The sequence below is a fragment of the Dysgonomonas sp. BGC7 genome, assembly GCF_001261735.1.
Taxonomy (GTDB): Bacteria; Bacteroidota; Bacteroidia; order Bacteroidales; family Dysgonomonadaceae; genus Dysgonomonas.
On sequence record NZ_CVRP01000003.1, the window covers coordinates 131413 to 154715 of the forward strand.

The 23303-nt window shown below is 41.4% G+C and carries 23 protein-coding genes; 17 read left to right on the plus strand and 6 right to left on the minus strand.

The genetic code is table 11. The annotated features are described in order from the left end of the window. The first annotated feature begins 10 nt into the window (after positions 1–10). Together BGC7_RS02300 and BGC7_RS02305 are read left to right on the plus strand one after the other, a co-directional pair. Positions 11–1627, plus strand: a complete 1617-nt coding sequence (locus BGC7_RS02300; protein ID WP_050699944.1) for an ABC-F family ATP-binding cassette domain-containing protein — start codon at positions 11–13, stop codon at positions 1625–1627. A gap of 78 nt (positions 1628–1705) precedes the next feature. Then, a complete protein-coding gene (locus tag BGC7_RS02305) occupies positions 1706–2188 on the plus strand; it encodes a hypothetical protein (RefSeq protein ID WP_050699945.1) in 483 nt (160 codons plus the stop codon). 75 nt (positions 2189–2263) lie between these two features. Here the strand turns inward: BGC7_RS02305 and pfkA are convergent, their stop codons facing one another. From pfkA to cmk, 3 genes are all read right to left on the minus strand, one after another. Then, positions 2264–3244 (minus strand): 6-phosphofructokinase, encoded by a 981-nt coding sequence (pfkA, locus tag BGC7_RS02310; protein ID WP_050699946.1) that lies wholly within the window; start codon positions 3242–3244, stop codon positions 2264–2266. Positions 3245–3347: 103 nt separating this feature from the next. Beyond that, positions 3348–4223, minus strand: a complete 876-nt coding sequence (locus BGC7_RS02315; protein ID WP_050699947.1) for a 4-hydroxy-3-methylbut-2-enyl diphosphate reductase — start codon at positions 4221–4223, stop codon at positions 3348–3350. Then, a complete protein-coding gene (cmk, locus tag BGC7_RS02320) occupies positions 4216–4914 on the minus strand; it encodes a (d)CMP kinase (protein WP_050699948.1) in 699 nt (232 codons plus the stop codon). Before cmk ends, BGC7_RS02315 begins: the two co-directional genes overlap by 8 nt. A gap of 263 nt (positions 4915–5177) precedes the next feature. Between cmk and nusB the strand changes: the two genes are divergently transcribed. From nusB to BGC7_RS02355, 7 genes are all read left to right on the plus strand, one after another. Next, entirely contained in the window at positions 5178–6104 is a 927-nt protein-coding gene (nusB, locus tag BGC7_RS02325; RefSeq protein WP_050699949.1) for a transcription antitermination factor NusB, read from the plus strand. Positions 6105–6221: 117 nt separating this feature from the next. Further along, the gene (gene yajC, locus BGC7_RS02330; protein ID WP_050699950.1) at positions 6222–6572 is read left to right on the plus strand and encodes a preprotein translocase subunit YajC; all 351 of its coding nucleotides are present in this window, start codon (positions 6222–6224) and stop codon (positions 6570–6572) included. A gap of 33 nt (positions 6573–6605) precedes the next feature. Next, positions 6606–7589: a YbbR-like domain-containing protein gene (locus BGC7_RS02335; RefSeq protein WP_050700020.1), complete on the plus strand. Its 984-nt coding sequence runs from the start codon at positions 6606–6608 to the stop codon at positions 7587–7589. 28 nt (positions 7590–7617) lie between these two features. Further along, the gene (coaE, locus tag BGC7_RS02340) at positions 7618–8208 is read left to right on the plus strand and encodes a dephospho-CoA kinase (protein WP_050699951.1); all 591 of its coding nucleotides are present in this window, start codon (positions 7618–7620) and stop codon (positions 8206–8208) included. 3 nt (positions 8209–8211) lie between these two features. Continuing rightward, positions 8212–8856, plus strand: a complete 645-nt coding sequence (locus BGC7_RS02345; RefSeq protein WP_050699952.1) for a carbonic anhydrase — start codon at positions 8212–8214, stop codon at positions 8854–8856. After that, complete coding sequence (locus BGC7_RS02350; protein WP_242034368.1) at positions 8834–9751, plus strand: metal ABC transporter solute-binding protein, Zn/Mn family; 918 nt, start codon at positions 8834–8836, stop codon at positions 9749–9751. The genes BGC7_RS02345 and BGC7_RS02350 overlap by 23 nt, the downstream gene beginning before the upstream one ends. 2 nt (positions 9752–9753) lie before the next feature. After that, positions 9754–10539, plus strand: a complete 786-nt coding sequence (locus BGC7_RS02355; RefSeq protein WP_050699954.1) for a metal ABC transporter ATP-binding protein — start codon at positions 9754–9756, stop codon at positions 10537–10539. Between the two features lie 3 nt (positions 10540–10542). Here the strand turns inward: BGC7_RS02355 and BGC7_RS02360 are convergent, their stop codons facing one another. Together BGC7_RS02360 and BGC7_RS02365 are read right to left on the minus strand one after the other, a co-directional pair. Beyond that, the gene (locus BGC7_RS02360; protein ID WP_050699955.1) at positions 10543–11337 is read right to left on the minus strand and encodes an alpha/beta hydrolase; all 795 of its coding nucleotides are present in this window, start codon (positions 11335–11337) and stop codon (positions 10543–10545) included. A gap of 441 nt (positions 11338–11778) precedes the next feature. After that, positions 11779–11931: a hypothetical protein gene (locus BGC7_RS02365; protein WP_157258628.1), complete on the minus strand. Its 153-nt coding sequence runs from the start codon at positions 11929–11931 to the stop codon at positions 11779–11781. 303 nt (positions 11932–12234) lie between these two features. On the opposite strand from BGC7_RS02365, the gene BGC7_RS02370 reads away from it, so the two are divergent. Together BGC7_RS02370 and BGC7_RS02375 are read left to right on the plus strand one after the other, a co-directional pair. Further along, positions 12235–13005, plus strand: a complete 771-nt coding sequence (locus BGC7_RS02370) for an alpha/beta hydrolase (protein ID WP_050699957.1) — start codon at positions 12235–12237, stop codon at positions 13003–13005. A 145-nt stretch (positions 13006–13150) separates the two neighbouring features. Then, entirely contained in the window at positions 13151–14257 is a 1107-nt protein-coding gene (locus BGC7_RS02375) for a universal stress protein (protein ID WP_050699958.1), read from the plus strand. A gap of 87 nt (positions 14258–14344) precedes the next feature. Here BGC7_RS02375 and BGC7_RS02380 read toward each other — a convergent pair whose 3' ends face one another. Then, positions 14345–15556: a protoporphyrinogen/coproporphyrinogen oxidase gene (locus BGC7_RS02380; protein WP_050699959.1), complete on the minus strand. Its 1212-nt coding sequence runs from the start codon at positions 15554–15556 to the stop codon at positions 14345–14347. A 147-nt stretch (positions 15557–15703) separates the two neighbouring features. Here BGC7_RS02380 and BGC7_RS02385 point away from each other — a divergent pair, with 147 nt between their 5' ends. From BGC7_RS02385 to BGC7_RS02405, 6 genes are all read left to right on the plus strand, one after another. Further along, positions 15704–17149, plus strand: a complete 1446-nt coding sequence (locus BGC7_RS02385) for an SWIM zinc finger family protein (protein WP_050699960.1) — start codon at positions 15704–15706, stop codon at positions 17147–17149. Positions 17150–17211: 62 nt separating this feature from the next. Further along, positions 17212–19041 carry a HEAT repeat domain-containing protein gene (locus BGC7_RS02390; RefSeq protein WP_050699961.1) on the plus strand — a complete coding sequence of 610 codons (1830 nt, stop codon included), beginning with the start codon at positions 17212–17214 and terminating at the stop codon, positions 19039–19041. Between the two features lie 87 nt (positions 19042–19128). Then, positions 19129–20226, plus strand: a complete 1098-nt coding sequence (locus BGC7_RS02395) for an ATP-binding protein (protein WP_050699962.1) — start codon at positions 19129–19131, stop codon at positions 20224–20226. 13 nt (positions 20227–20239) lie between these two features. Next, on the plus strand, positions 20240–20809 hold the full coding sequence (locus tag BGC7_RS02400) for a transposase (protein WP_050699963.1): 570 nt from the start codon (positions 20240–20242) through the stop codon (positions 20807–20809). Positions 20810–20818: 9 nt separating this feature from the next. Further along, positions 20819–20968 (plus strand): hypothetical protein, encoded by a 150-nt coding sequence (locus BGC7_RS17815; protein WP_157258630.1) that lies wholly within the window; start codon positions 20819–20821, stop codon positions 20966–20968. A 10-nt stretch (positions 20969–20978) separates the two neighbouring features. After that, complete coding sequence (locus tag BGC7_RS02405; protein WP_050699964.1) at positions 20979–23270, plus strand: DUF5682 family protein; 2292 nt, start codon at positions 20979–20981, stop codon at positions 23268–23270. The last annotated feature ends 33 nt before the right edge of the window (positions 23271–23303 follow it).

Below are 23303 nucleotides of genomic sequence, written 5' to 3' on the forward strand. Positions count from 1 at the left end.
AGAAAGATAAATGCTAATTGTAGAAAGTCTGAAAGTTGAATTAGGAGACAGAACATTGTTCGATAATATCAGCTACATAATAAACGAAAAAGACAGAATAGCCCTTGTCGGGAAAAACGGAGCCGGAAAAAGTACTATGCTCAAGATACTGGCAGGAGTCAACACACACTATAAAGGAACTGTAACCAGCCCCGATGGCTCCACTATAGGCTATCTGCCACAGGTGATGAAGACTGTGGACGATCGTACAGTACGAGAAGAAGCATCGCAGGCGTTTTCTCACATCTTCGATCTGCAAGAAAAGATAGAAGATATGAACAAACAGCTGGAAACACGTACCGACTACGAATCGGACGACTACGCCAAGCTGATAGACGATTTCACTCATGCCCACGAAAGGCTCGCAGGAGTGGAAGATGTAAACTTTGAAGGAGAAGTAGAAAAGACTTTGCTCGGATTAGGCTTTAAACGTACCGACCTCGACCGTTCTACCGGCGAGTTTAGCGGAGGATGGCGTATGCGTATCGAACTGGCAAAGTTGCTGCTTCGCAACCCCGACATAATGCTGCTGGATGAGCCTACAAACCACCTCGACATAGAGTCGATAGAATGGCTCGAAAACTTTATCAAGACACAGGCAAAGGCTGTAGTACTTATTTCACACGACAGGGCTTTCATTGACGCTGTCACCACCCGAACCATAGAACTTACTCTTGGGCGAATATACGACTACAAAGTCAATTACAGCAAGTATCTTGAACTAAGGCAGGAACGCCGCCAACAACAGATACACGCATGGGAGGCACAGCAGAAGCAAATAGCCGAAATGGAAGAGTTTATAGAACGATTCCGTGCTCAGGCAGCCAAAGCTGTACTTGTACAAAGCCGTGTGCGACAACTGGAAAAACTGGAGCGTGTTGAGATAGACGAAGAAGACAAATCGCAGGTGCGCATCCACTTTCAGCCGGCAACCCGATCGGGCACTTATCCACTTACAGTGGATATGGTGACTAAGAAATATGACGACTATCTTGTTTTCGAAAATGCCAATCTGATGATAGAACGTGGCGAAAAAATTGCACTGGCAGGTAAGAACGGTGAAGGAAAATCGACTTTCGTAAAATGTGTAATGGGCGAAACACCATACAATGGCACTATGATGCTGGGACACAACGTACAGGTAGGATATTTTGCACAGAATCAGGCAGACTTGCTCGATGAAGACCTTACTGTATTCGAAACCATTGACAGAGTAGCCGAAGGAGATATCCGTACACAGATAAGAAATATACTGGGTGCATTTATGTTCAACAAAGAAGACTCGGACAAGAAAGTAAAGGTGCTTTCGGGAGGAGAAAGAACCCGCCTTGCGATGGTAAAACTATTGCTAGAACCGGTAAACCTGCTTATTCTCGATGAGCCGACAAACCATCTTGACCTGAAAACCAAAGAAGTATTAAAAAATGCGCTGCTCGACTACGATGGAACTATCATACTGGTATCGCACGACCGTGATTTCCTTGATGGGCTGGTAACTAAAGTCTTCGAATTTTCGGATAAAAAAGTACGTGAGCACATAGGCGGAATCAAAGAGTTTCTGGCAAAGAAAAGAGTGTTGTCATCTTAAATTTTGCTCATTTCCTTTTTTTAACTACTTTTGCGACGTTATCAAATTTTATCAAAACTATTTTTAATTTAACACAAAATGAAAAAATTATTATTTTCTTTAATTGCTACGGCATTGGTTCTTGTTTCATGTGGCGGAGTAGATCCTGTAGCATTCAACGATGCAATAGTAAAAGCTAACACTACTATTACAGCTTTAGGTGAAACATATCAGAACGATATAACAAAATCTATAGAAAGTAGTGACTTCAGTGCAATTGCTGCACAAACAGACAGCGCACTTGTCAAAATAAATGCAGAGATAGATATTGTAAAAAGTCTTGAAGTACCAAAAGGAGGAGATGCCTTTAAAGAAGCTGCCGTAAAAACTTACGAAAGTCTTAGAGATGTAGTAGAAACAGGTCGTAAACTATCGACTCTCAACACTGATTCTACAGAAGAGGCTGCAAACAGCATAATGAAAGAGTACGATGAAAAGTCAAACGCATATACAACACAGCATGGCGAACTGGCTAAAGCTCAAATGGACTTTGCTAAAGAAGCAAACTACAAAGTAAAATAAGCACACGTACAGAATACAAAAAAGGATCGGTGAATAACCGATCCTTTTTTTATGCTCTACTCTTTCGTATCTTAATTAGATAGAAAGTATTTTGAGTGTTCTCATCAAGTCGTCCTGCAAAGGCTTGTTTTTCTTTATCGCTTTCGAGAAAGGTACATATATGATCTTATCATTCTGAATACCTATCATCACATTACGCTGATCGTCGAGCAGGGCATCCACAGCAGCGGCTCCCATACGGCTTGCCAATATGCGGTCGTTAGCTGTCGGAGAACCTCCACGTTGTACATGTCCCAATATGGTCACACGCACATCGTACTGAGGATATTCTGTTTTCACACGTTCTGCCATAGCCATAGCCCCTCCGGTAATGTCGCCTTCGGTAACAAGTACGAGGCTACTGTTTTTGCTCTTGCGGAAACCATTGGAGATAAGGTCAGCCAACTGGTCTTGCTGAAAAGACATCTCAGGAATGATGGCAGCTTCTGCTCCCGATGCTATAGCACCATTCAGAGCAAGAAAACCACATTCACGCCCCATTACCTCGATAAAGAAAAGACGTTCGTGCGAACTGGCAGTATCACGTATTTTGTCTACAGCCTGCATTATAGTATTCAGAGCCGTATCGTAGCCGATAGTAAGATCTGTACCCAACAGGTCATTGTCGATAGTACCCGGAAGTCCTACGATAGGGAAATTAAACTCTTGTGCAAATATACGGGCTCCTGTAAGTGATCCGTCTCCACCGATCACCACAAGGGCATCAATACCTTCTCTTACCAGAGCTTCGTAAGCTACCTGGCGTCCTTCTGTAGTCTGAAATTCCTTACAACGGGCCGTTTTAAGAATTGTGCCTCCTTGTTGGATAATATTACTTACACTATTTGTTTTGAAAGGTACGATTTCGTCGAATATAAGGCCTCTATATCCACGCATAACACCCTTCACTTCTATTCCATTATAAATAGCAGCACGAGTCACTGCGCGTATAGCAGCATTCATACCGGGCGCATCCCCCCCTGATGTTAAAAGTCCAATACACTTAATGTTGCCCATAATCTAGTTAATTTATTCCTACTTTTGATTTTGCAAATTGTAAAATACGATGCAAAAGTAGTAATAAAATCAGTGACAATGTAATACGTAGTAAGCAATTTGGTTAATTTTTAACTAATCTTATCTCATCTATTTTGGCTTCTACTGCTTCCATCTGCCACTTTGGAGTAGACGTTGCTCCACAGATACCTATAGAAGCATTGGCTGACAACACATTAGGGTCTATATCGGAAGGGGTAGTGATAAAGTAAGAATTAGGATTGTATTTTTTACACTCGGCAAATAACACCTTTCCGTTCGAGCTTTTTTCACCTGCCACAAAGAAGATTATATTATGTTTCTGGGCAAATTCTTTAATGTTAGGTATACGATTCGAAACCTGTCTGCAAATAGTATCGAAATATTCGAAGCTGGCATCGCCTGTCATGCGGCTCTGTATAATGTCTATTATCTCTTGAAAACCATCGAGAGGCTTAGTTGTTTGAGAGAAGAGGCAAATATTTTTCGAAAAGTCGAGCTTCTCCAGATCATCCTTTTTCTCTATCACAATAGCCGAAGAGTCGGTTTGTCCCAACAAGCCGTTTACTTCGGCATGTCCGTTCTTACCATAAATTACTATTTGCGTATTATTGTCTTTCTCGTTGTCGTACTTGTCGTGTATTTTCTTTTGCAGACGCAATACTACAGGACACGAGGCATCTATTATATCTATATTATTATCTTTGGCTGTCTTGTATGTGGAAGGTGGTTCGCCATGTGCCCTCAATAGCACTCGTGCATTTTTTAGCTGAGCAAACTCCTCATGATTGATAGTCTTCAGCCCCAGTTTTTCGAGTCTGTCTACCTCCAGATTGTTGTGTACAATATCGCCAAGGCAGTACAATACGCCTCCTTTGGCCAATTCTTCCTCTGCTTTTTTAATGGCATTTACCACTCCGAAGCAGAAGCCTGACTTTGCGTCTATTTCAATATTACTCATTACTTGTAGTTATTTGTTTGAACTTATTTACCAACCATTGCATTTGTTCGTCAATGGTCATATGCGAATTATCCAGCAATATGGCATCATCGGCTTGCTTGAGAGGACTTTCCTCCCTGTTCTGATCCATATAATCTCTGGACTTTATATTTTCAAATACCTCTTCAAATGTTGTTTTTGTATCTCCTTTTGCTCTCAACTCATCGAAACGCCTTTGCGCCCTTATCTGAGGATCGGCCGTAACAAATATTTTCATCTCGGCATCCGGAAAAACGACTGTGCCTATATCGCGGCCATCCATCACTATCCCTTTTGCTTTTCCCATTTCCTGTTGCAAAGCCACCATTGCATGACGAACAAAAGGAACGGCACTCACCCGGCTCACTTTTGCCGACACCTCCATGGTGCGTATCTGCTGCTCCACATTCTGTCCGTTGAGGAATGTTTCGGGCAGGGAGGTTTTATCGTTCAGACGAAAATCTATCTTTATATTCTTTATATTATCTTGCAATCGTTTCTCGTCCAGCTCCTCACCATCGAAGAAACTATTCTGAATGCAATAGAGAGTAACAGCCCTATACATAGCACCACTGTCTATATAGATGTATCCTATGTGTTTAGCGAGGCTTTTAGCCATTGTACTCTTTCCGTTCGATGAAAATCCATCTATTGCAATCACTATTTTCTTCATAATATAAAACGCTTGTTTATCTTAAATGTTTATCAATGTGCCATAGATATAATTAATCAGCGGCCACTATGCAAAGATAGTTTAAAACTATAAACCAAAAACTAACAGATTGACTTTAGATGTGTAAAAAAGAATAGTCTTATTCTTATTATAAATATCAAATATAAGTTCCGAGTGAAAACATTATAGTATTACAAAAAAATGCTTATTTTTGCAGCCTGAAACATTTTGAGGTCACAGGCCTTTTCACATAGTAACAGAAAATGATAAACCGCGTTCTTATCCGTATCAGAGTAGTTCAGATAGTGTTTGCATGCTGTCATAACGAAACTACAGACATGAAAAAAGCAGAAAACGATCTGCTATTCAGCCTACAGAAATCGTACGATTTGTACTTCTATCTGCTATCTCTAATGGTCGAGCTCACCGACGCTTATGCACAGAGAGTAGATGCACGCAAGGCCAAACTATTGCCCACCGATGAAGATCGCCGTCCGAATACCAAACTAATCAGCAACAAGTTTATAAGCCAGTTGAGAGAAAACTCTACACTGGAAAAATATATGAACGACAGACCGTTCTCGTGGAGCGATCATGAAGCATTTCTCCGCAATATGCTGGACAATGTACTGAATTCCGACATCTACAAAGAATATGTAGACAACAACAGCGAGGATTATGATACCGACAGAGAATTTTGGCGCAAAGTATTCAAAAACATTGTTTGCACCAACGAAGACCTATATACCACTCTGGAAGACGAAAGCCTTTACTGGAACGATGATATAGAAATCATTGAGTCGTTCGTATTGAAAACCATCAAGCGTTTCGATCAGACCAAAGGGGCTGCACAAGAACTGCTTCCTATGTTTAAGGACGAAACCGACAGGGAATTTGCCGTAAAGCTGCTCAGAGAATCACTCTTCAACGGAAAAGAATACAGACAGCTCATAGATAAATATACCAAAAACTGGGAATCGGAGCGTATCGCCCTTATGGATATGGTGATAATGCAAATTGCCATAGGCGAGATACACACATTTCCGTCTATACCTACCAGCGTGACTATGAACGAATACATAGACATAGCCAAATCGTACAGTACGGCGAAAAGTGCTTCGTTTATCAACGGAATACTCGATTCGGTAGTGAAAGAACTGAAAGAAGAAAAAAAAATAATTAAGAAATAATAATATTTATCGTATTTCTCCCTTAACACAAATTCAAATTATTCAGTTATATTTGTAAACAGATTTTTAGATATAAGGAGAAAATAAGAATCGTAAATTAAATATTAAAAACGAATTATGACTTTATTAAGCGTATTATTGCAAGCAGCAGATGGAGCTGCACCCACAGGAGGACTAGGTGGACTGCTAGGAGGTAGCACAGGAATGATAGTAATGATGGTATTACTATTCGCCATTATGTACTTCTTTATGATAAGGCCACAACAAAAGAAACAAAAACAATTGCAGGAAGCCCGCAATGCTATCAAAGTGGGAGATAAAGTAGTTACAGCAGGAGGAATCCACGGAAAAGTAAAAGAAGTGGAAGACACATATTTCATTATCGAAATAGCTGAAGGAACAAAAATTAAAATAGAAAAAGCATCTGTCTACGTTTCTTCTGAAGACTCTCAGGCTGCATCTAAATAAAGATTGCATGAAACAAACTGTCAAGGTATAGCTATGAGCGATACTAAGAACATAATATTACAAGAAGTCAGATCATTTTTCAAAAACTTATCGTGGAAAAAGATTCTGACTTTTTTGTTTTTCATACTGCTTTCCTCAGTTTTCTGGATGATGCAAATATATCGTCAGAAATTTGAGTCTACCCTTTCCATCCCTGTCAAATATGTAAATGTACCCGACAGCATTGTTTTCGAAAACGAGCTGCCAACAGATGTATATGTACGCATAAAAGACGATGGAGCATCACTATTCAAATACTACTTTACAAAAAGAAAAGACTCACTCACCGTAGACGTGAGAGACATCATACGCAACAGCTCCGAAAAAGCAATACAGGGCAAAAATCTTGAACAGTTTATACGCAGCAAACTCTTAGTTACATCAGAGCTTATAAGCTATTCGCCAACCCGCATGTCGTACGAATATGTAGTATTGCGCGAAAAGATGCTGCCCGTTATATACGATGGCTACATCAATCTGGCCACAGGGCATATTCTCGATGGAGATCTGGCCACTGCACCCGACTCGGTGAAAGCATACGGCAGCAGAGCCGCCCTCGACACCCTCACCTACGCATACACGACAGGAGATACACTCTACAATGTTTCGGAAAACAACAAAATAGAAGTTGCCCTGAAAACCGTAAAAGGAGTACGATTTGTACCCAACGTAGTAAGGCTCAATGTACCTGCTGTCATCTTCATCAAAAAAGAGGTAGAAGTACCTGTGAGATGTGTCAATCTGCCTTCTAACCTCGATATAAGATTCTTCCCATCGTCGGTAAAAATTCCTTTTATCGTAGGCAAAAACAGAGCAAACGAAATCACAGCAAATAATTTTGAAATCACAGTCGACTACAACGACCTCAAAGATATAAAGGAATCTTCCATTCCGGTACGCATAACCGAAAGCCCCGATTATATACAGACCGAACAGCCTATACCGTCGGAAGTAGAATTTGTGCTGGAACGAAAATAGTAAAACAACAAACCACCGCAAAAGAAGAATGATCACTCTAGGTATAACAGGCGGCATAGGAAGCGGAAAATCTACCGTTTCTCGACTATTTTCGCTATACGATGTACCGGTATATATTGCCGATACAGAAAGTAAGCGGTTGGTAGCCACCTCGCCTGTAATAAGAGAAAAACTGACAGCCATGTTCGGCAACGAACTCTTCGAAGGGGGTGTTCTCAACAAAGCACTTCTGGCTGCACATATATTCAACGATAGAGAAAAGCTGGAAAAAGTAAACGCAATCATTCACCCCGAAGTAGCCGCCGACTTTGCCCGATGGCAAGCCGCCCACAGCCAATACGATATAGTGGCACAAGAGGCAGCCATACTTTTCGAGTCGGAGTTCAATAAATATATGGACAAGGTAGTGATGGTGTACACACCTCTGGAAATGAGAATAGAACGAACCATGAAGCGTGATGGAGTTGGACGGGAACTGGTAATGGAACGTATAAAAAATCAGATGAGCGATGAAAAAAAAGCTGAACTTTCAGACTTTGTCGTTGTTAATGATGGTACGCAATCGTTAATAGGGCAAGTGGCGCAAATTTTGCACCGGCTCAAAAGCATAAATAAATAATTGATGGAAAATTCATATAAAAAGATCTTTACAGCCAACAAAGAATGGGTAGCAGCCAAAAACAAGGAGAATCCCAATTTCTTTGCACATCTGGCAAAAGAGCAAAACCCCGAATACCTGTACATAGGATGTGCCGACAGCCGTGTACATGCAAATGAAATAATGGGCTTACAGCCCGGCGAAGTATTTGTGCACCGCAATATTGCCAATATGGTAGTAAATAACGATCTCAACGTTTTGTCGGTAATCAACTATGCAGTAGAATATCTTAATGTAAAGTATATTATCATCTGTGGCCACTATAACTGCGGAGGTATAAAAGCAGCCATGCAGCCCAAAGACATGGGTATTCTCAACCCTTGGCTCAGAAATATTCGCGACGTGTATCGTCTGCACGAAAAAGAACTTGACACGATACCCGATACCAACGACAGATACAACCGCTTGGTAGAAATCAACGTGTACGAACAGTGCCTCAATGTGATAAAAACAGCCGAAGTACAGAAATCTTACCTCGAAAAAGGATATCCACGTGTAGCAGGATGGGTATACGACATCAATGCCGGCATACTCAACGACCTGGATATAGACTTCGAAAAAGAACTGACCCGCATCAGAAAAATATATGACCTTACAAAAGGAGGCTGAACGAATGAAAATAAGAACAATAGCAATCATCATACTGGCAAGCATACTTTATAGCAGTTGCAATACACCAAAGCCGGATAACGAAAAAACACTGTCGGTAACCATCGATCCTCAGAAATATTTTCTGGAGACAATCGTAGGCAATCATTATAAGGTAAACGGCATAGTTCCGGCGGGAGGCAATCCCGAAAGCACCGATTTCACTCCCATGCAAATGGTGAATCTGGACAGAAGTATAGCTTACTTCAAAATAGGCTATCTGGGAATAGAAAATATACTGATAGACAAAGTAACAGCTTCGAATAAAGACCTGAAAGTAATCAACTGTTCGGAAGGCATAACCATCGTTGGCGAACATCATCACGACGAGCATGACGGACACGATCACAGTCACGATTATTACTCAGGACACTCGGGAGGCGATCCGCACACATGGAGCTCTGTAGCTTCAGCACGCATCATTGCCGCTAACATGTACAAGGCTATGCTGAATATAGACAAGGCCAACGAAGCCGACTATACACTGAACTATAAGAAGTTGCAAAACGAGTTTAACGAAACAGACAGCATTATCAAGTCATATCTCGAGCAAGCTCCCAGTAAATCGTTTATTATCTATCATCCGGCTCTCAGCTATTTTGCCGAAGAGTACGGACTGACACAGTACTCTATAGAATACGAAGGGAAGAACCCTTCTCCATCGCAACTGAAAACATTGATAGACAAGGCCAGAGAAGAAGGTATCAAGGTTGTTTTCATTCAGCGCGAATTTGACTCCAAAAACGCTGAAACAGTAGCCGAAGCCATCGGAGGTAAAGCCATACCTATCAACCTGATGTCGTACGACTGGAAAGAGGAAATGATAAAAATAGCCAAAGCTATGGCACAACAGTGATTATGAACAAAATAATAGAACTGAAAGACCTGTCGGTAGGGTACGAAGACAATCCGTATGTACTCAAAAATGTTAATCTGGATGTGTTCAGTGACGACTTTCTGGGCATCATAGGACCAAACGGAGGAGGAAAGACTACTCTCTTGAAAACGATACTTGGACTCGTAAAACCTACAGGGGGCAAGATTACGTTTTTCCACAAAGGGGTGAAAACCGATAAGATCAATATCGGCTACCTGCCTCAGATAAACCAGATAGATAAAAAATTCCCCATCTCGGTTCACGATGTCATTCTTTCGGGACTTACCGCACAGCGTAAGATATTTTCACCATACACAAAAGAGCAAAAAGAAAAAGTAACAGACATAGCCCGCCAAATGGGCTTGGAAAAGCTTATCGACCGACCGATAGGAGCGTTATCGGGCGGACAGCTGCAACGTACCCTACTGGGGCGTGCCATCATAGACAAACCCGACCTGTTGGTGCTGGACGAGCCAAACTCGTATGTAGACAAACGCTTCGAGACTGACTTCTATAAGATTCTCGAAGATATAAATAAGAATACAGCCATCATATTGGTTTCGCACGATGTGGGTACAGTTATTTCTTTAGTAAAAAACATTGCCTGCGTAAATGAAGGGCTGCATTATCACTCGGGGTCGGACATTACGTCTGAATGGCTCGAAGAATCGTATTCTTCATGCCCGATAGAGATTGTTGGTCATGGCGATTTTCCACACCGTGTATTAGAAAAACACGACGGCTGCGATTGCTGCAAAGACGAATAGAGATTATTCCAGTATTTTGCTCAGTTTTTCCCTATAGACTCCATTTTCGGTAATACCCCTATGGCCAATTCCATCGAGCGTAATAAATACATCCGAGTCCTTAAGTTCTTTACTTAGCTTTTCAGAGTTGCTGTAGGCAATCACATTGTCTTGGTTGCCGTGAAATATAACAATAGGTGCTTTTGTTTTTTGCACATATTTGTAAGTTTCCATTTTGTACCTTATCAAGAATGATGGAACGATAGGACATATATCTTTTATCACACCTGTAAGATCATGATACGGGGCTTGCAATATCAGCATACGAGGATTGTTGTCGCATGCCAGTTTTGCGGCGGGGCATGTACCTATAGAAAAGCCTAAGACAACAATTTTATCTTCGGCATATTGTTGCGCCATCTTATCATATACCGACTGCACATCGTCAAAAAGCTGTTCTTGGCTACCTATGCTGCCTTCGCTTTTTCCATACCCTCTATAATCGAAGAAAAGAACATCGTATCCCAATCCTGTATAGAAAGAAGCCAGCCCTCCCCACGAATCGAGAGCTCCGGCATTGCCATGTACGTAGAGTATAAGTCCTTTTGCACTATCCGATCTGAATAGTAAGGCATTGAGTTGTTTCCCGTCTTTTGTAGGAATGTAAAGTTCTTCGAAAGACTGATCGAAGCAATATGCATAATTCTTGTCTAGCCGGGATGGATAAAATATCAGTTTTTCCTGTAAGAAATAAAATCCTGCTCCTAGAACTATATTAAGCAACAAGAATATAATTATTAATCTGATTGTTAGTTTCATAGTTTAAAGTTACATAAAAAAGTTTCCGTATTCTTTTTCTTAATAATTTAAGAAAAGAACACGGAACAAAAGTAAGTGTAATTTCAAAAAAAACAAAGTTGGAAAGTCTTGCCCTCTACGTTATTGGCTAGAACAACAATTAATAAACCCCTATTACTGAAAGTATATTTTAATTAATTTTTAGATTAAACAAATATATCTTTATAAGTTGTTAAAAATAGAACACTCTCAACATAGATAAAGTTCTCAACAAATGAGAATATTTTCATATAATCAACATTATATTTATAGGAAGACTAACTAATAAAAATATAAAATACAGGAATACAGACATTTAACAAATTCTAAAAAAAGCAAAAAAGCCCCCAACAGTTCTTATGTCTGTCAGGGGCTTCATGTACTCTTACTAATTGGGGGGGCAAGAACAGTACAAAATCTTAGTTATGCAGAATTTCCTATCCTCCAACCTGATACTATTCCTTTTTGTATCAATGATTTAATTACAGAATAATCTTTCTCTGACTTTGCCTTCTTTCCGTGTGCCAAAAAATAAACCCGAATAGCATTAACCTTTTCCTTTCTCGCGATTTCCATATAAGTCTTCTTATTTTTACTAAGAAGATAAGTAAAAATATTAGCCATAAGCTACAAGAGTAATAAATTAGATATATAAAGGGGCTTCCACTACTACATCAGCAAAGCTAATAAAAATATTTAGTAAAAAAATACCTTTATCTAACAATATGCAATTTTTTAACAAGTAAGAATAGCTCAGGCCATGCATAAAAAACAAAAAGCAATCAAAATGAGCAAATTATTACAATTGTGTTAACAACAAATGATTTTTTCTTTTCTGCAAAAAATTGTACCTTTATAGTATTAATACAAATAGAAAGCATGCCTCAACCGAATATAAAAAACAAACAATCGTCGAACACATTAAATACTATATGGAAGCTGATACACAGCTTCTATAAAAAAGAGGACACGAATGTATATTTTATTTCGGGTATGTGCTACAATTGCAGTGTATTTGATAAACTAAAGCTGCCAAAGGGATTTAAGAAGAAGTATATAGAATGGCATATTCCCTGTCAGGACGAAACGTTGGAACAGTATAGCAGAGCAATGGCTTCGGCTATAGATACTACCAAGCCTTTTGTGCTTGTCGGGTATTCATTCGGGGCGGTTATTATGCAGGAAATGAACAAGTTTCTAAACCCTGTAAAATGTATTATAATATCATCTTTCAAAAGCGAAGAAGAAATACCGATGCTCTTCAAAGCTGTGAAAAGGACAAATCTGGCAGAAAGGATTCCCATGCGGATATATTCATCCACCGAGTTTGTGACCAATGCTTTCAATCAGCTTGTATATAACATGCCCACCAGCGAACTGGCACGATATATGACATACCTCGATCCTATATATGTGAAGTGGGCTGTAAAACAAATTACAGGCTGGACACCATCCAACAAATGCAAGCATCTTTACCATATACATGGCACTATAGATCAGATATTTCCGTACGAGCTCATACACAATGCCTTTCCGGTAGAAGATGGCGATCATCTGATGGTAATAAAAAAAGCAGACGTGGTCAGTTCTATACTTAGTGGCATATTATTGATGAAGGAGGAGCAATTTACAGGAACGAATACAAAATAAAGTAAATCTTCTTTCTTTTTGTTAAAAGAAAAGTAAATAGCAGCTTTATACGACAATAGTTTTTAGTAAATTTGTTGTAATAGAATCATACAATTATTGTATCGTAGACGACTATATAAATATTACTAATAATAAAATCTTGAATATGGACAAAAATTTGATTACATTAGCCATACACACACCTCCCAAGGCTCACATATTGCAAGAAACGCTAAGGGAAGCCGGAATACACACCGTTTTGGAAACTTTGGGTGGCGGAAGCAATAGCATAGCTGTACGCATCGACGAAAAGGATCTGACATCGGCTTTAACTTTGATAGAAAGAGTACAATTATTCAGATACGACAACGAACAGACAAGAAAGATAGACGACGGACGAAAACGCATACTCGTGGCAGTCGACTTTTCCGACTATTCGCTAAAAGTATGTAGGGCGGCTTTCGGCATTGCACAGATGGTAAATGCCAAAGTGAAGATACTTCACGTATTCAGAGTACCTTTTCCGATGACATTCCCTTTTGCCGACACTATAGGCGATGAAGAACAGCAAGATACCGCCCCTCTCGATCGTGCACGCAAGCAGATGCTCGATTTCTGTAACGATATAGACAAGAAGATATCGGAGAAGGAATTTCCATCCATCAACTATTCTTATTCGCTTAGGGAAGGAATAGACAGCGAAGAAATAGAAAACTTCACCAAAGAGTACAAACCATTCCTGCTGGTGCTGGGAACAAAAGGAAAGAGCAACAACAAAAGCGATATAATAGGTAATGTTACGGCCGACATTATAGAAATGACCGATGTACCTATTCTTGCCGTACCGGAGCACTCATCGATAAAAACAACAAGCGACATAAAGCATATAGCCTATCTTACAAATTTTCAGAAAGACGATCTGGAGTCTTTCGATATGCTTGTAAATATTCTTAAACCATTTCCTACGGTAAGGATAACTTTGCTGCACATAAATGCAATCAACAAGAAAGGTGATAAATGGACAGAAACCGAACTATTGGGCATGAGAGAATACTTTACCAAGAAATATCCGGAGCTGAATGTAAACTACGAAATGATAGACAGTCCCGATATGATAGAAGCTGTAGATTATTACATAGAAGAAGAGGAAGTTAATATAGTCGCCATGAATACCAAAAGGAGAAATCTATTTGGCAGGATCTTTTTACCAAGCATATCGCGCAAAGTGTTAAAAATAAGAACTGACATAACATTACTGATACTCAGAGGATAGTCTCAATAAAAAAAATCAATGGCTGATTTTTAAACAATTTCTTTAAGACGGGCACCCCGAAAGATCTCTCTTTCGGGTGCTTATTTTTTATAAGAGATTGCGAAAACGATCAAACTCATCTGCCGAACGATGAATGCAGTCTTCGATAGACAACCCGTAGAAATAGTTGCCAAGTATATATACATTGTCCGATTTTCCTGCCTCTTCCACTTGCTGCGCCATATTTCGGTGCGACAGGCGTAACGATGGCAAAATGTGACGGATTGTAGCCGACTCAAGAATATCGTTGCGATTAATACCCAACACCTTACATATTATTTTCATCTTTTCGTCCTCATCGCTTATACCCTCTTCGAAGTGAAAAGTGAAGCTTCTCAAAGTATCAGCCTCTACCAAATCGCGCGAAACTGCCGAATGAAAACTATCATCTACCGATATTATTCCGGCAACAGCAGGAAGCGTAATCTTCTCTTTCGGTACTATTACATTCATCGATTCGGAACGAAACAACGGTATGGATGCAAGAACATCTGACAAAGGTTTTTCTATATTCCGAACAATTTCCGATGCGGTTTTGGGATCTGTGGCTATCGCTATTTTCGAGGCTGTGAACACTCTCCCACCCGATCCGATAACTTCATATCTGCCATCAACCATTCGTATGCCCGATATGGCACAGTTTTTTTCTACCTCCAGTTTATCTTTTTCTATTATTGCATCCAAGAACCTAGATATACCTCCCCTGAACGTATATTTGCGGGGATATTCCTTATAACGGTCTTTGCGGCGCTTCAGAAACATTTCGGCAGGATAGTCGTCAGCATTCTGAGAAATAACAGCTCTGAATAGTTTGCTGAACAGCTTCTCATAATTTCTTTTCCCCACTATTTTCCCGAAATACTCTTTCACGGTTTTCCCCTTCTGAGACAAGATAAACAATTTCACACCGTTCAGCACCAAAGAAGGCACAGACATATCGGCAAACATCTTCTTTACCCTACCATCCGAAAAAGTCATGTAGCTGCCTTTACCCAAAGGCTGAAGCAGATCGGAACGTTCTATATCCTTGAGCACCGATAGCAGATATGTGTACGAATTGTAGCAGGTATGCGCTCCAAACTCCCGCCAGTAGCCCGAATACTTTTCCGAGAACAGGCTTTGTATCTGTCCTCCTATATTATTTTCGCTTTCCACTACAAGCACCTTTTGTCCTATAGTATGCAGATAATGGGCAAAAGAGACACCACTGATCCCTCCGCCTATCACAATACAGTCATAAAGTATTTCTTCTTTGGCCATGTTGTTCTGTCTTTCTCTCTTTTATATTTTTTCTGAATATAAAACAAAGATAAGCTTTTTAGAACTTACTATCCATTTCTATAGCTTATTTCCAATTTATCTTATAAATTTGTAAAACCTACATTTTGTACAAACTTACATAAAGCTATGATGGAAATAACTCAAAAGAAAATTGAAGAACTGGCTCCCAATGCCGATGCTGCTAAAAATGGCCGCGATCTGGTAAAAAAGAACAAGTTCGCAAATCAGAAAATATCAGCAGACAAAAACCTTATCTGGGGCGAATGTGCCGGAAGCGGCAAGAACCCTTACTATTGTTCGGCCGACTACATAGACGAACACAACCCCGTATTCAGATGCAACTGCCCCAGCAGACAATTTCCCTGCAAGCATGCCATAGGATTACTTTACAGCTACGAAGCCAACAACAGCGCATTTGCAGTAGCTGATATACCCGAAGATATAACGTCGAAACGCGAAAAAATAGATAAAAAACAAGAAAAGAAAGCTCAGGAAAAAGAATCGATAAAAGAGAAAGCAGACAAACCCAAGAAAGTAAATAAAGCAGCCTTTACTAAAAAAATAGATGCTCAACTGTCGGGTATAGACATTGCTCGCAAGATACTGAGAGATATTGTACAAACAGGACTTTCGTCGATAGACGCAAAACTGTCACGTACATTGCAGGCACAGATAAAAGAACTGGGCAACTATTATATTACAGGAGTACAAACCGCATTCAACGACCTTATACTGGAACTGGCACAAGTAGAAAACGAAGAATACACACTGGTCATAGATCAGATAAACTATATTTCGGCTCTCTTGAAAAAAAGCACCGAATACCTCACCAAGCGTAAAGACAACCCCGATGGCGACCCCGAACTCGATTCGGCTATCGAAGAGCAGATAGGCTATGTGTGGAAATTGGTAGAGTTGATGCAGTACGGACTTTACGAAGAAAACGGAGAGCTGGTGCAACTGTCGTTCAACAGCTACGACAACCGTGCCCGCAAAGAATATGTAGACGAAGGCCTTTGGATAAACCTGAAAACAGGCAAGATATACAAGACCAAAAACTACCGCCCATACCGTGCAGCAAAATATATAAAAGAAGACAACAGCAGTTTCGATGTGTTGCAGCTCGGCAAGATGTACATATATCCCGGCGACCAGAATCCACGTGTGAGATGGGAAGCTGAATCGCTGAAAGAACGACCTTTGGAAGCCAAAGATCTGGCATCTATCCTCGCCTTTGCATCCGACAACTATGCCGATACCATCAAAATGGTGAAAAGCACCATCAAAAATCCGTTGATGGACAAGCACCCTGTAGTATTAGTATCACTGAACAAATCATACCTGAACGGCGACAACCTTGTGATTGAAGATAAAAACGGCAACCGACTGACGCTAAAAGACATCGACCAGCAGAATATATCGTCGGCAACCAATCTGAAAGCAATACTACCACCCCATGCCGAAGGCTATGCACTCACCGTGATGATAAACAACGATGTGCAGACAGGATTGCTGTCGGCTCAGCCCATGTCGCTGATTACACCCGAAAAAATAGTAAGGCTACTGTATTGATCGGGCAACTGCGGCTTATCACTTTTTATTATTCAATCATTTCCTAAAAAAACTGACAACAAATGAAATTGCAACCACTATACGATCTTCAACAAGAAGTAAACCGTCTCTTTATAGCCGGTAGTAAATTTGCCAAAGGCGATCCTCGCCTGCAAAAACACATACCCGTATTGCAAAAGCTGGGCGAGAAAGCACCTGTCTTTGCCAAGCTGGCAAAAGATATAGAAGAGCTCTTAGACACCGACACGCAACAGTCGGCCGAAAAGCTCATGGGCATCTCTACCCTACTCTATTCCGTTTTGTATACACAGGGCGATATGCTCGAAGCCGATGTGCAGGAGGCAGAGCAAACGCCTAACATCCCGCTGTCGGAGGTCAACACCGAATACTCGTACCTGCAACTAAAGCCGGTGATGGAAGCCCTAACCACCAGCAACTCGGGACGTATAGAACTGCTGAAAGACGCTCTCGAAAGAAACATATTCAAAGACTCGCGCACCTACTCTTATCTTGACATAGCCTTGGGCGACAAATACGCCGAATTGTGCGACTATGTGGAGAAAACAATAATGCCAAGTATCGGCAAACCCATTGTGCCGTTCCTTATTCAGAATTTTCGATACGAAGACAAGACCGAAAATGTAAGACGTTTTCGTCTGCTCAATAATTTCGGGTACGAAGGCATAGGAGAAATGACCGATAAGATATTTGCAGAATCGCTACCTGCACTTCAGGCCGAAGCTGTAAATATGCTGAGCAACGACAAAAAGAACGAAGAATTTATAATAAAACTAGCCGACGACAAAAACAAACTGGTGCGGGAAGCCGCATACAAGGCACTGGCAAAGCTGGAAACACGAACGAGCCTCGAAAAACTGAAAGATGTATATCTCACTAACAAAAACAAGACAAATCAGTCATCGATAGTCGCCGCATTAGCTTTCTCGAAGCTTCCATTTTTTTTTCAGGAAGTATTTTATAAGGTTGTTGAAAAATTCGAAGAGTTTATAGCCCTCGACAAAGACACTGACGATAAAGTTCTTGTAGATAAGCTAGAGCGTTTCAGAACGGACATAGATTTGTTCGAAAACAAAGATCGGCCCGAAGTTTATTCGTTTTTCGAACGGGTACTGAAAGACGATAGGTACAACAACATTATCTCAGCAAAAAAGAGCCTGCTCGAAAATCTGGGGCATTCTGTATCACAAAACATCATTGCAGCTTTCGACAGTTTCGATCCTAAAAAAGTCCTTGCTTTTTACGAAAAAAATATGGACAGCATACCCCATACGGCTTGGAAACGTCCGTTGTGGAGCAACTATTTCTACAAAGCCGTAGAGAACGGATATAGCAAAGAGAAAATATTCGATGTATTCAACTCCCAGTTCCGCAATACAATGAATGCAAGCAGCCTTTTCGATGTATATACCAACGGCAGCAATTACTATTATTATTCTAACGACAAAGACGTAACGGTGTACACCGACAAGATAGACAAACGTTGGGTAAACCTGCTGTATAGCTATTTCGAAGGTAAAATAAAATGGAATTACGAATACGATCAGGCTCTGATGCTAATTAATGCCTGCGAACCCAAAAGCGGCAGGTTTGACGATCTGTTAGTCTCTCTTCTTTCGAAAGTAATGCCCGGAGAGCAAATTACAATATTCAAATTGATAATGGAACGTGAGATAAAAAACAGGTTTAATATCATATACTCTGCTATCGAGAAGTATCCTAAAAACACCTATTACTATGCTCTCAATAGACTCAAAAACACAGATTTTTGGAAAAGTTTCCCTAAAGAGTATGCTGCTAAATTCCGTCAATTATATGAAAAAAACAAATTGGAGATCTACAACGAAATAGCAGACGAAATAGAAAGTAAATAGGTGTGTAGGGGCAATCCCCTTGTGGTTGCCAGATTTTTTGTGGCAAACAAACAATTAAATATAATAACAAAATAAACACATATAATAATGGCAGAAAAGAAAGAAGATGTATTGCGGTTACCCGCCGAGTTACTGTATGCACACGAACTGGAAGCACTCCGTGAAGAAGACAAAAAAGAAGAAAAGCCGATTGGCTGGCAGTTGTCGCCAAAGGCAGTATTCAAGTTCGTAACAGGAGGCAAGGCAAACGGGGTTGACATTACTCCTAAATATATAGGACACAACCGGTTGGTAGAAATTGCAATAGCAACACTGCTCACAGACCGGTCACTGCTGCTTATCGGCGAACCGGGAACAGCTAAATCGTGGCTGTCCGAAAACCTCACAGCAGCCATTTGCGGCGATTCGGCAAAGGTGATACAAGGTACTGCCGGAACCAGCGAAGAACATATCCGCTACTCATGGAACTATGCCATGCTGCTTGCCAATGGCCCGTCTGACAATGCGTTGATAAAAAGCCCGATCTATCGTGCAATGGAAACAGGATCGGTTGCCCGCTTCGAAGAAATATCCCGCTGCGCATCGGAAGTACAGGATGCACTGATCTCGATCATGTCGGAAAAGACGATTGCCATACCCGAACTAGGCAAAGAACTACCTGCACAACGAGGTTTCTCTATCATAGCCACAGCAAATACAAGAGACAGAGGAGTAAACGATATGTCGTCGGCTCTCAAACGCCGTTTCAACATTATTGTGCTGCCTGCTCCTGCCAATCTGGAAACGGAGGTATCTATCGTTACCAAGCGTGTAGCCGAAATATCTGGCAATTACCGCCTCAGGGCAAATCTGCCGACCAACGATGCTATAGAAAAAATTGTTACTATCTTCCGTGAGCTTCGTCAGGGAGTTACTCTCGACGAAAAACAAAAGCTGAAATCGCCTAGCGGTGTTATTTCTACTGCCGAAGCCATTTCGCTCATTACCAACAGCATGGCACTTGCTGCCAGCTTTGGCAACGGTACTATAACCGACGAAGACCTCGCCGCAGGATTGCAGGGCGCAGTGGTAAAAGACGAGGATAAAGACAAGCTGGTGTGGAAAGAATATCTGGAAAACGTAATGAAAAAACGTGGGGCTTCGTGGCGAGGATTGTACAATACATGTAGCGACATGAATGGTTGATTGGAGAAAGTAAATGATCGGTGTCCGTTTGCCACAGCGTTGCAGTATTCGTCTTTGCGGATATGACTATTCGCAGGAAGGATTATATTTTGTGACTATCTGTACACAAGATAAGGCTTGTCTGTTTGGTAATATATCCGATGACGAAATAGTATTAAACGATGTGGGAAAGATCGCAAAACACTGTTGGCTATCCATACCTCAACATTTTTCCAATGCCGCATTACACGAATTTGTAATTATGCCAAACCATATACATGGTATTATCGAAATAGTAGAAGCGAATAAACATTCGTCCGATGATGTGAAAACGAACAAACATTCGCCCGACGATACCATCCGATTCAAATCCCCATCCAAAACAATAGGTTCCATGATTCGAGGATTTAAAATTGGTGTAATGAAACAATATAAAGAATATATTACACGGGCGAATATTAATTCGCCCCTACAACAAACACCATCAATTTGGCAACGCAATTATTACGAGCACATTATCCGCAACGAAGAATCTTATCGAAAGATAACGGAATATATTTACGAGAACCCTAAGCGTTGGCAAACCGATGATTATTATAAATAAAAATTTACTATGTCGAATCATATACACATAATCCCTGTAGGGGTGAATCAACATTTGCCTGATGATGTAGGAATGCCCCTTGTGACTACCCGTTCCAATACCGTAGGGGCGAATCAATATTCGCCCGATAATGTAAGTAACGGTTCGCAAACAAACTAATATGTTATAAATGAATGAAAAACTAAATATATTCGGTGTACGGCACTTATCGCCCGGAGCATCGTACCATCTTATCAAATATCTGGAGGAAAAAAAGCCGAAATGTATTCTGATAGAAGGCCCATCCGATGCTACCGAACTGATACCACACATGGCACAAAAAGGTGTGAAGCCGCCTATTGCTATGTTGGGCTATACCACCGAACTGCCTATCGAGACTGTTCTCTACCCTTTTGCAGCCTATTCGCCCGAATATCAGGCAATATGCTGGGGCATGAAGAAAAAGCTCGATGTACGTTTCATCGACCTGCCCTCCGACATCATGCTCAAACTAAGGCAAGAGCGCAACAGAGAGGGGACTGACGAAATGGCTGTCGACTTCTACGCCTATCACAACGGCTTGTACGACAAGCTTGCTACACAGTACGAAGACACCGACTACGAAAGCTATTGGGAACGAAACTTCGAACACAACCTCAACGAAGGTGTATTCAGAGATGGATTGAGCTATCAGTCTACACAGATCAGAGAAATGGTTGTAGAGAAGGAGTACGAGGCTGTACCTTACGATTTTTCGTACAACCTAATACGCGAATCTCATATGTGCCGCGAAATAGAACGTGCCATATCCGAAGGCTTCGCACCGCAAGACATTGTTGTCATAGTAGGTGCATACCACGTATCTGGCATACATAGTGGCTTGGCGATGACCGACAGTGAACTGAACAAACTGCCCCGTGCAACTTCACAACTCACACTGATGCCTTATTCCTATCTCCGGCTGAGTAGCCGTACAGGATACGGAGCAGGCAACAAGGCACCGTATTACTTTGACCTGATGTGGAAAGCTATGCAAGAAGAACGGCTCGAAGATCTTTCTGCCATATACCTCTCGAAGGTAGCAAAAGAACTACGCAAGCGAGGCGACAATGCCTCATCAGCCAGTGTGATAGAAGCCGTAAGGCTGTCGAATGCACTCACTTCGATGCGTCAGGGATCATTGCCCGTACTCAGAGATTTACACGATGCTATTGTCACCTGCTTTGGCGGGGGCGATCTGCCTTCGGTAGCCGAAGCCATCAACATGGTAGATATAGGCACAGCCATAGGTAGCCTACCCGAAGGGGTGAGCCAGACACCTGTGCAGGAGGATATGAATCAGGAACTAAAACGGCTGAAGCTGACCAATTACAAGTCGGCAGTGGCACAGGAACTGACACTCGACCTACGCGAAAATCTGAAAGTGAAAACAAAAGAAGCAGCATTCATCGACCTCAACCGTTCCACTTTTCTGCATAGGCTCAAGGTATTGGGCATCCATTTTGCCGAACAAGCCAGAGTGTCGCAAGACAGCGCCACATGGAGCGAAAAATGGATATTGCAATGGACTCCCGAGGTAGAAATAGAAATAGTAGAAGCCAATCTGAAAGGCGAAACGCTGGAAATAGCTGCCGCCTATCAGCTAAAAGAGCAACTGAACGAGTGCACGGACGTATCGCCTGCCGCCAAAATAATAAGACAGGCCTGCGAATGCCATCTTACCAATATATTCGACAACGCACTGAGCACCTTGCAACGCCTGCTGGTAGACTCCAATAGCTTTAGTGAAACAGCCAATGCCGCACACGAGTTGTCGGTGCTGATACAATATGGAGACCTGCGACAATTCGATCTCGAACCGCTGGTACCTATTCTTCAACAGTTGTTTCTGCGCTCGTCGCTGTTGCTTGTCGATGCTGCTTCGTGCGACGACAAAGCCGCTGCGGGAGTTGTGCAAGCCATCAATGTGATGGAGATTATATCTCAACAGCAATACGATGTGGTAGACGTAGAAACGTGGCAAAAAGAACTCTCGACCCTCGCATGGCGAGACGATCTGAACACAAAACTGTCGGGAGTAGCGTTCTCCATCTTACTAGAACACAATCTGGCAGATGAAGACGACTGTGCCAAAGAGGTATCGAGACGCCTTTCGCCGGGAGTACCTGCCGATTTGGGTGCAGGTTGGTTCGAAGGTTTGTCGGGTAGAAACCGCTACGCCTTGCTGTCGAGAGTATCGTTGTGGAAAGAGCTTGACAAATATGTTCACCAGCTAGATGATGACGAGTTTTTCCGTTCTGTTGTATTTCTGCGTAGAGCATTCGGCGAGTTCGAACCCAATCAGAAAAACAGTATTGCCGAACTGCTTGGCGATATATGGGGCACAGGAGCAGAAGCCACAGCCGAAGCATTGCAAACCGAATTAACAGAATCAGAGACTGCTAAATTGGACGAACTAAACGACTTCGATTTTGAATTTTGAAAAAAAGAAAAGTATGCGTATTATTTTCAGTTC

What these genes read in the sequence shown, in the direction of transcription:
- BGC7_RS02300 (WP_050699944.1), top strand. Translation starts at nt 11, where the DNA reads ATGCTAATTGTAGAAAGTCTGAAAGTTGAATTAGGAGACAGAACATTG.
- BGC7_RS02305 (WP_050699945.1), top strand. Translation starts at nt 1,706, where the DNA reads ATGAAAAAATTATTATTTTCTTTAATTGCTACGGCATTGGTTCTTGTT.
- pfkA (WP_050699946.1), bottom strand. Translation starts at nt 3,244, where the DNA reads ATGGGCAACATTAAGTGTATTGGACTTTTAACATCAGGGGGGGATGCG.
- BGC7_RS02315 (WP_050699947.1), bottom strand. Translation starts at nt 4,223, where the DNA reads ATGAGTAATATTGAAATAGACGCAAAGTCAGGCTTCTGCTTCGGAGTG.
- cmk (WP_050699948.1), bottom strand. Translation starts at nt 4,914, where the DNA reads ATGAAGAAAATAGTGATTGCAATAGATGGATTTTCATCGAACGGAAAG.
- nusB (WP_050699949.1), top strand. Translation starts at nt 5,178, where the DNA reads ATGATAAACCGCGTTCTTATCCGTATCAGAGTAGTTCAGATAGTGTTT.
- yajC (WP_050699950.1), top strand. Translation starts at nt 6,222, where the DNA reads ATGACTTTATTAAGCGTATTATTGCAAGCAGCAGATGGAGCTGCACCC.
- BGC7_RS02335 (WP_050700020.1), top strand. Translation starts at nt 6,606, where the DNA reads ATGAGCGATACTAAGAACATAATATTACAAGAAGTCAGATCATTTTTC.
- coaE (WP_050699951.1), top strand. Translation starts at nt 7,618, where the DNA reads ATGATCACTCTAGGTATAACAGGCGGCATAGGAAGCGGAAAATCTACC.
- BGC7_RS02345 (WP_050699952.1), top strand. Translation starts at nt 8,212, where the DNA reads ATGGAAAATTCATATAAAAAGATCTTTACAGCCAACAAAGAATGGGTA.
- BGC7_RS02350 (WP_242034368.1), top strand. Translation starts at nt 8,834, where the DNA reads ATGACCTTACAAAAGGAGGCTGAACGAATGAAAATAAGAACAATAGCA.
- BGC7_RS02355 (WP_050699954.1), top strand. Translation starts at nt 9,754, where the DNA reads ATGAACAAAATAATAGAACTGAAAGACCTGTCGGTAGGGTACGAAGAC.
- BGC7_RS02360 (WP_050699955.1), bottom strand. Translation starts at nt 11,337, where the DNA reads ATGAAACTAACAATCAGATTAATAATTATATTCTTGTTGCTTAATATA.
- BGC7_RS02365 (WP_157258628.1), bottom strand. Translation starts at nt 11,931, where the DNA reads ATGGAAATCGCGAGAAAGGAAAAGGTTAATGCTATTCGGGTTTATTTT.
- BGC7_RS02370 (WP_050699957.1), top strand. Translation starts at nt 12,235, where the DNA reads ATGCCTCAACCGAATATAAAAAACAAACAATCGTCGAACACATTAAAT.
- BGC7_RS02375 (WP_050699958.1), top strand. Translation starts at nt 13,151, where the DNA reads ATGGACAAAAATTTGATTACATTAGCCATACACACACCTCCCAAGGCT.
- BGC7_RS02380 (WP_050699959.1), bottom strand. Translation starts at nt 15,556, where the DNA reads ATGGCCAAAGAAGAAATACTTTATGACTGTATTGTGATAGGCGGAGGG.
- BGC7_RS02385 (WP_050699960.1), top strand. Translation starts at nt 15,704, where the DNA reads ATGATGGAAATAACTCAAAAGAAAATTGAAGAACTGGCTCCCAATGCC.
- BGC7_RS02390 (WP_050699961.1), top strand. Translation starts at nt 17,212, where the DNA reads ATGAAATTGCAACCACTATACGATCTTCAACAAGAAGTAAACCGTCTC.
- BGC7_RS02395 (WP_050699962.1), top strand. Translation starts at nt 19,129, where the DNA reads ATGGCAGAAAAGAAAGAAGATGTATTGCGGTTACCCGCCGAGTTACTG.
- BGC7_RS02400 (WP_050699963.1), top strand. Translation starts at nt 20,240, where the DNA reads ATGATCGGTGTCCGTTTGCCACAGCGTTGCAGTATTCGTCTTTGCGGA.
- BGC7_RS17815 (WP_157258630.1), top strand. Translation starts at nt 20,819, where the DNA reads ATGTCGAATCATATACACATAATCCCTGTAGGGGTGAATCAACATTTG.
- BGC7_RS02405 (WP_050699964.1), top strand. Translation starts at nt 20,979, where the DNA reads ATGAATGAAAAACTAAATATATTCGGTGTACGGCACTTATCGCCCGGA.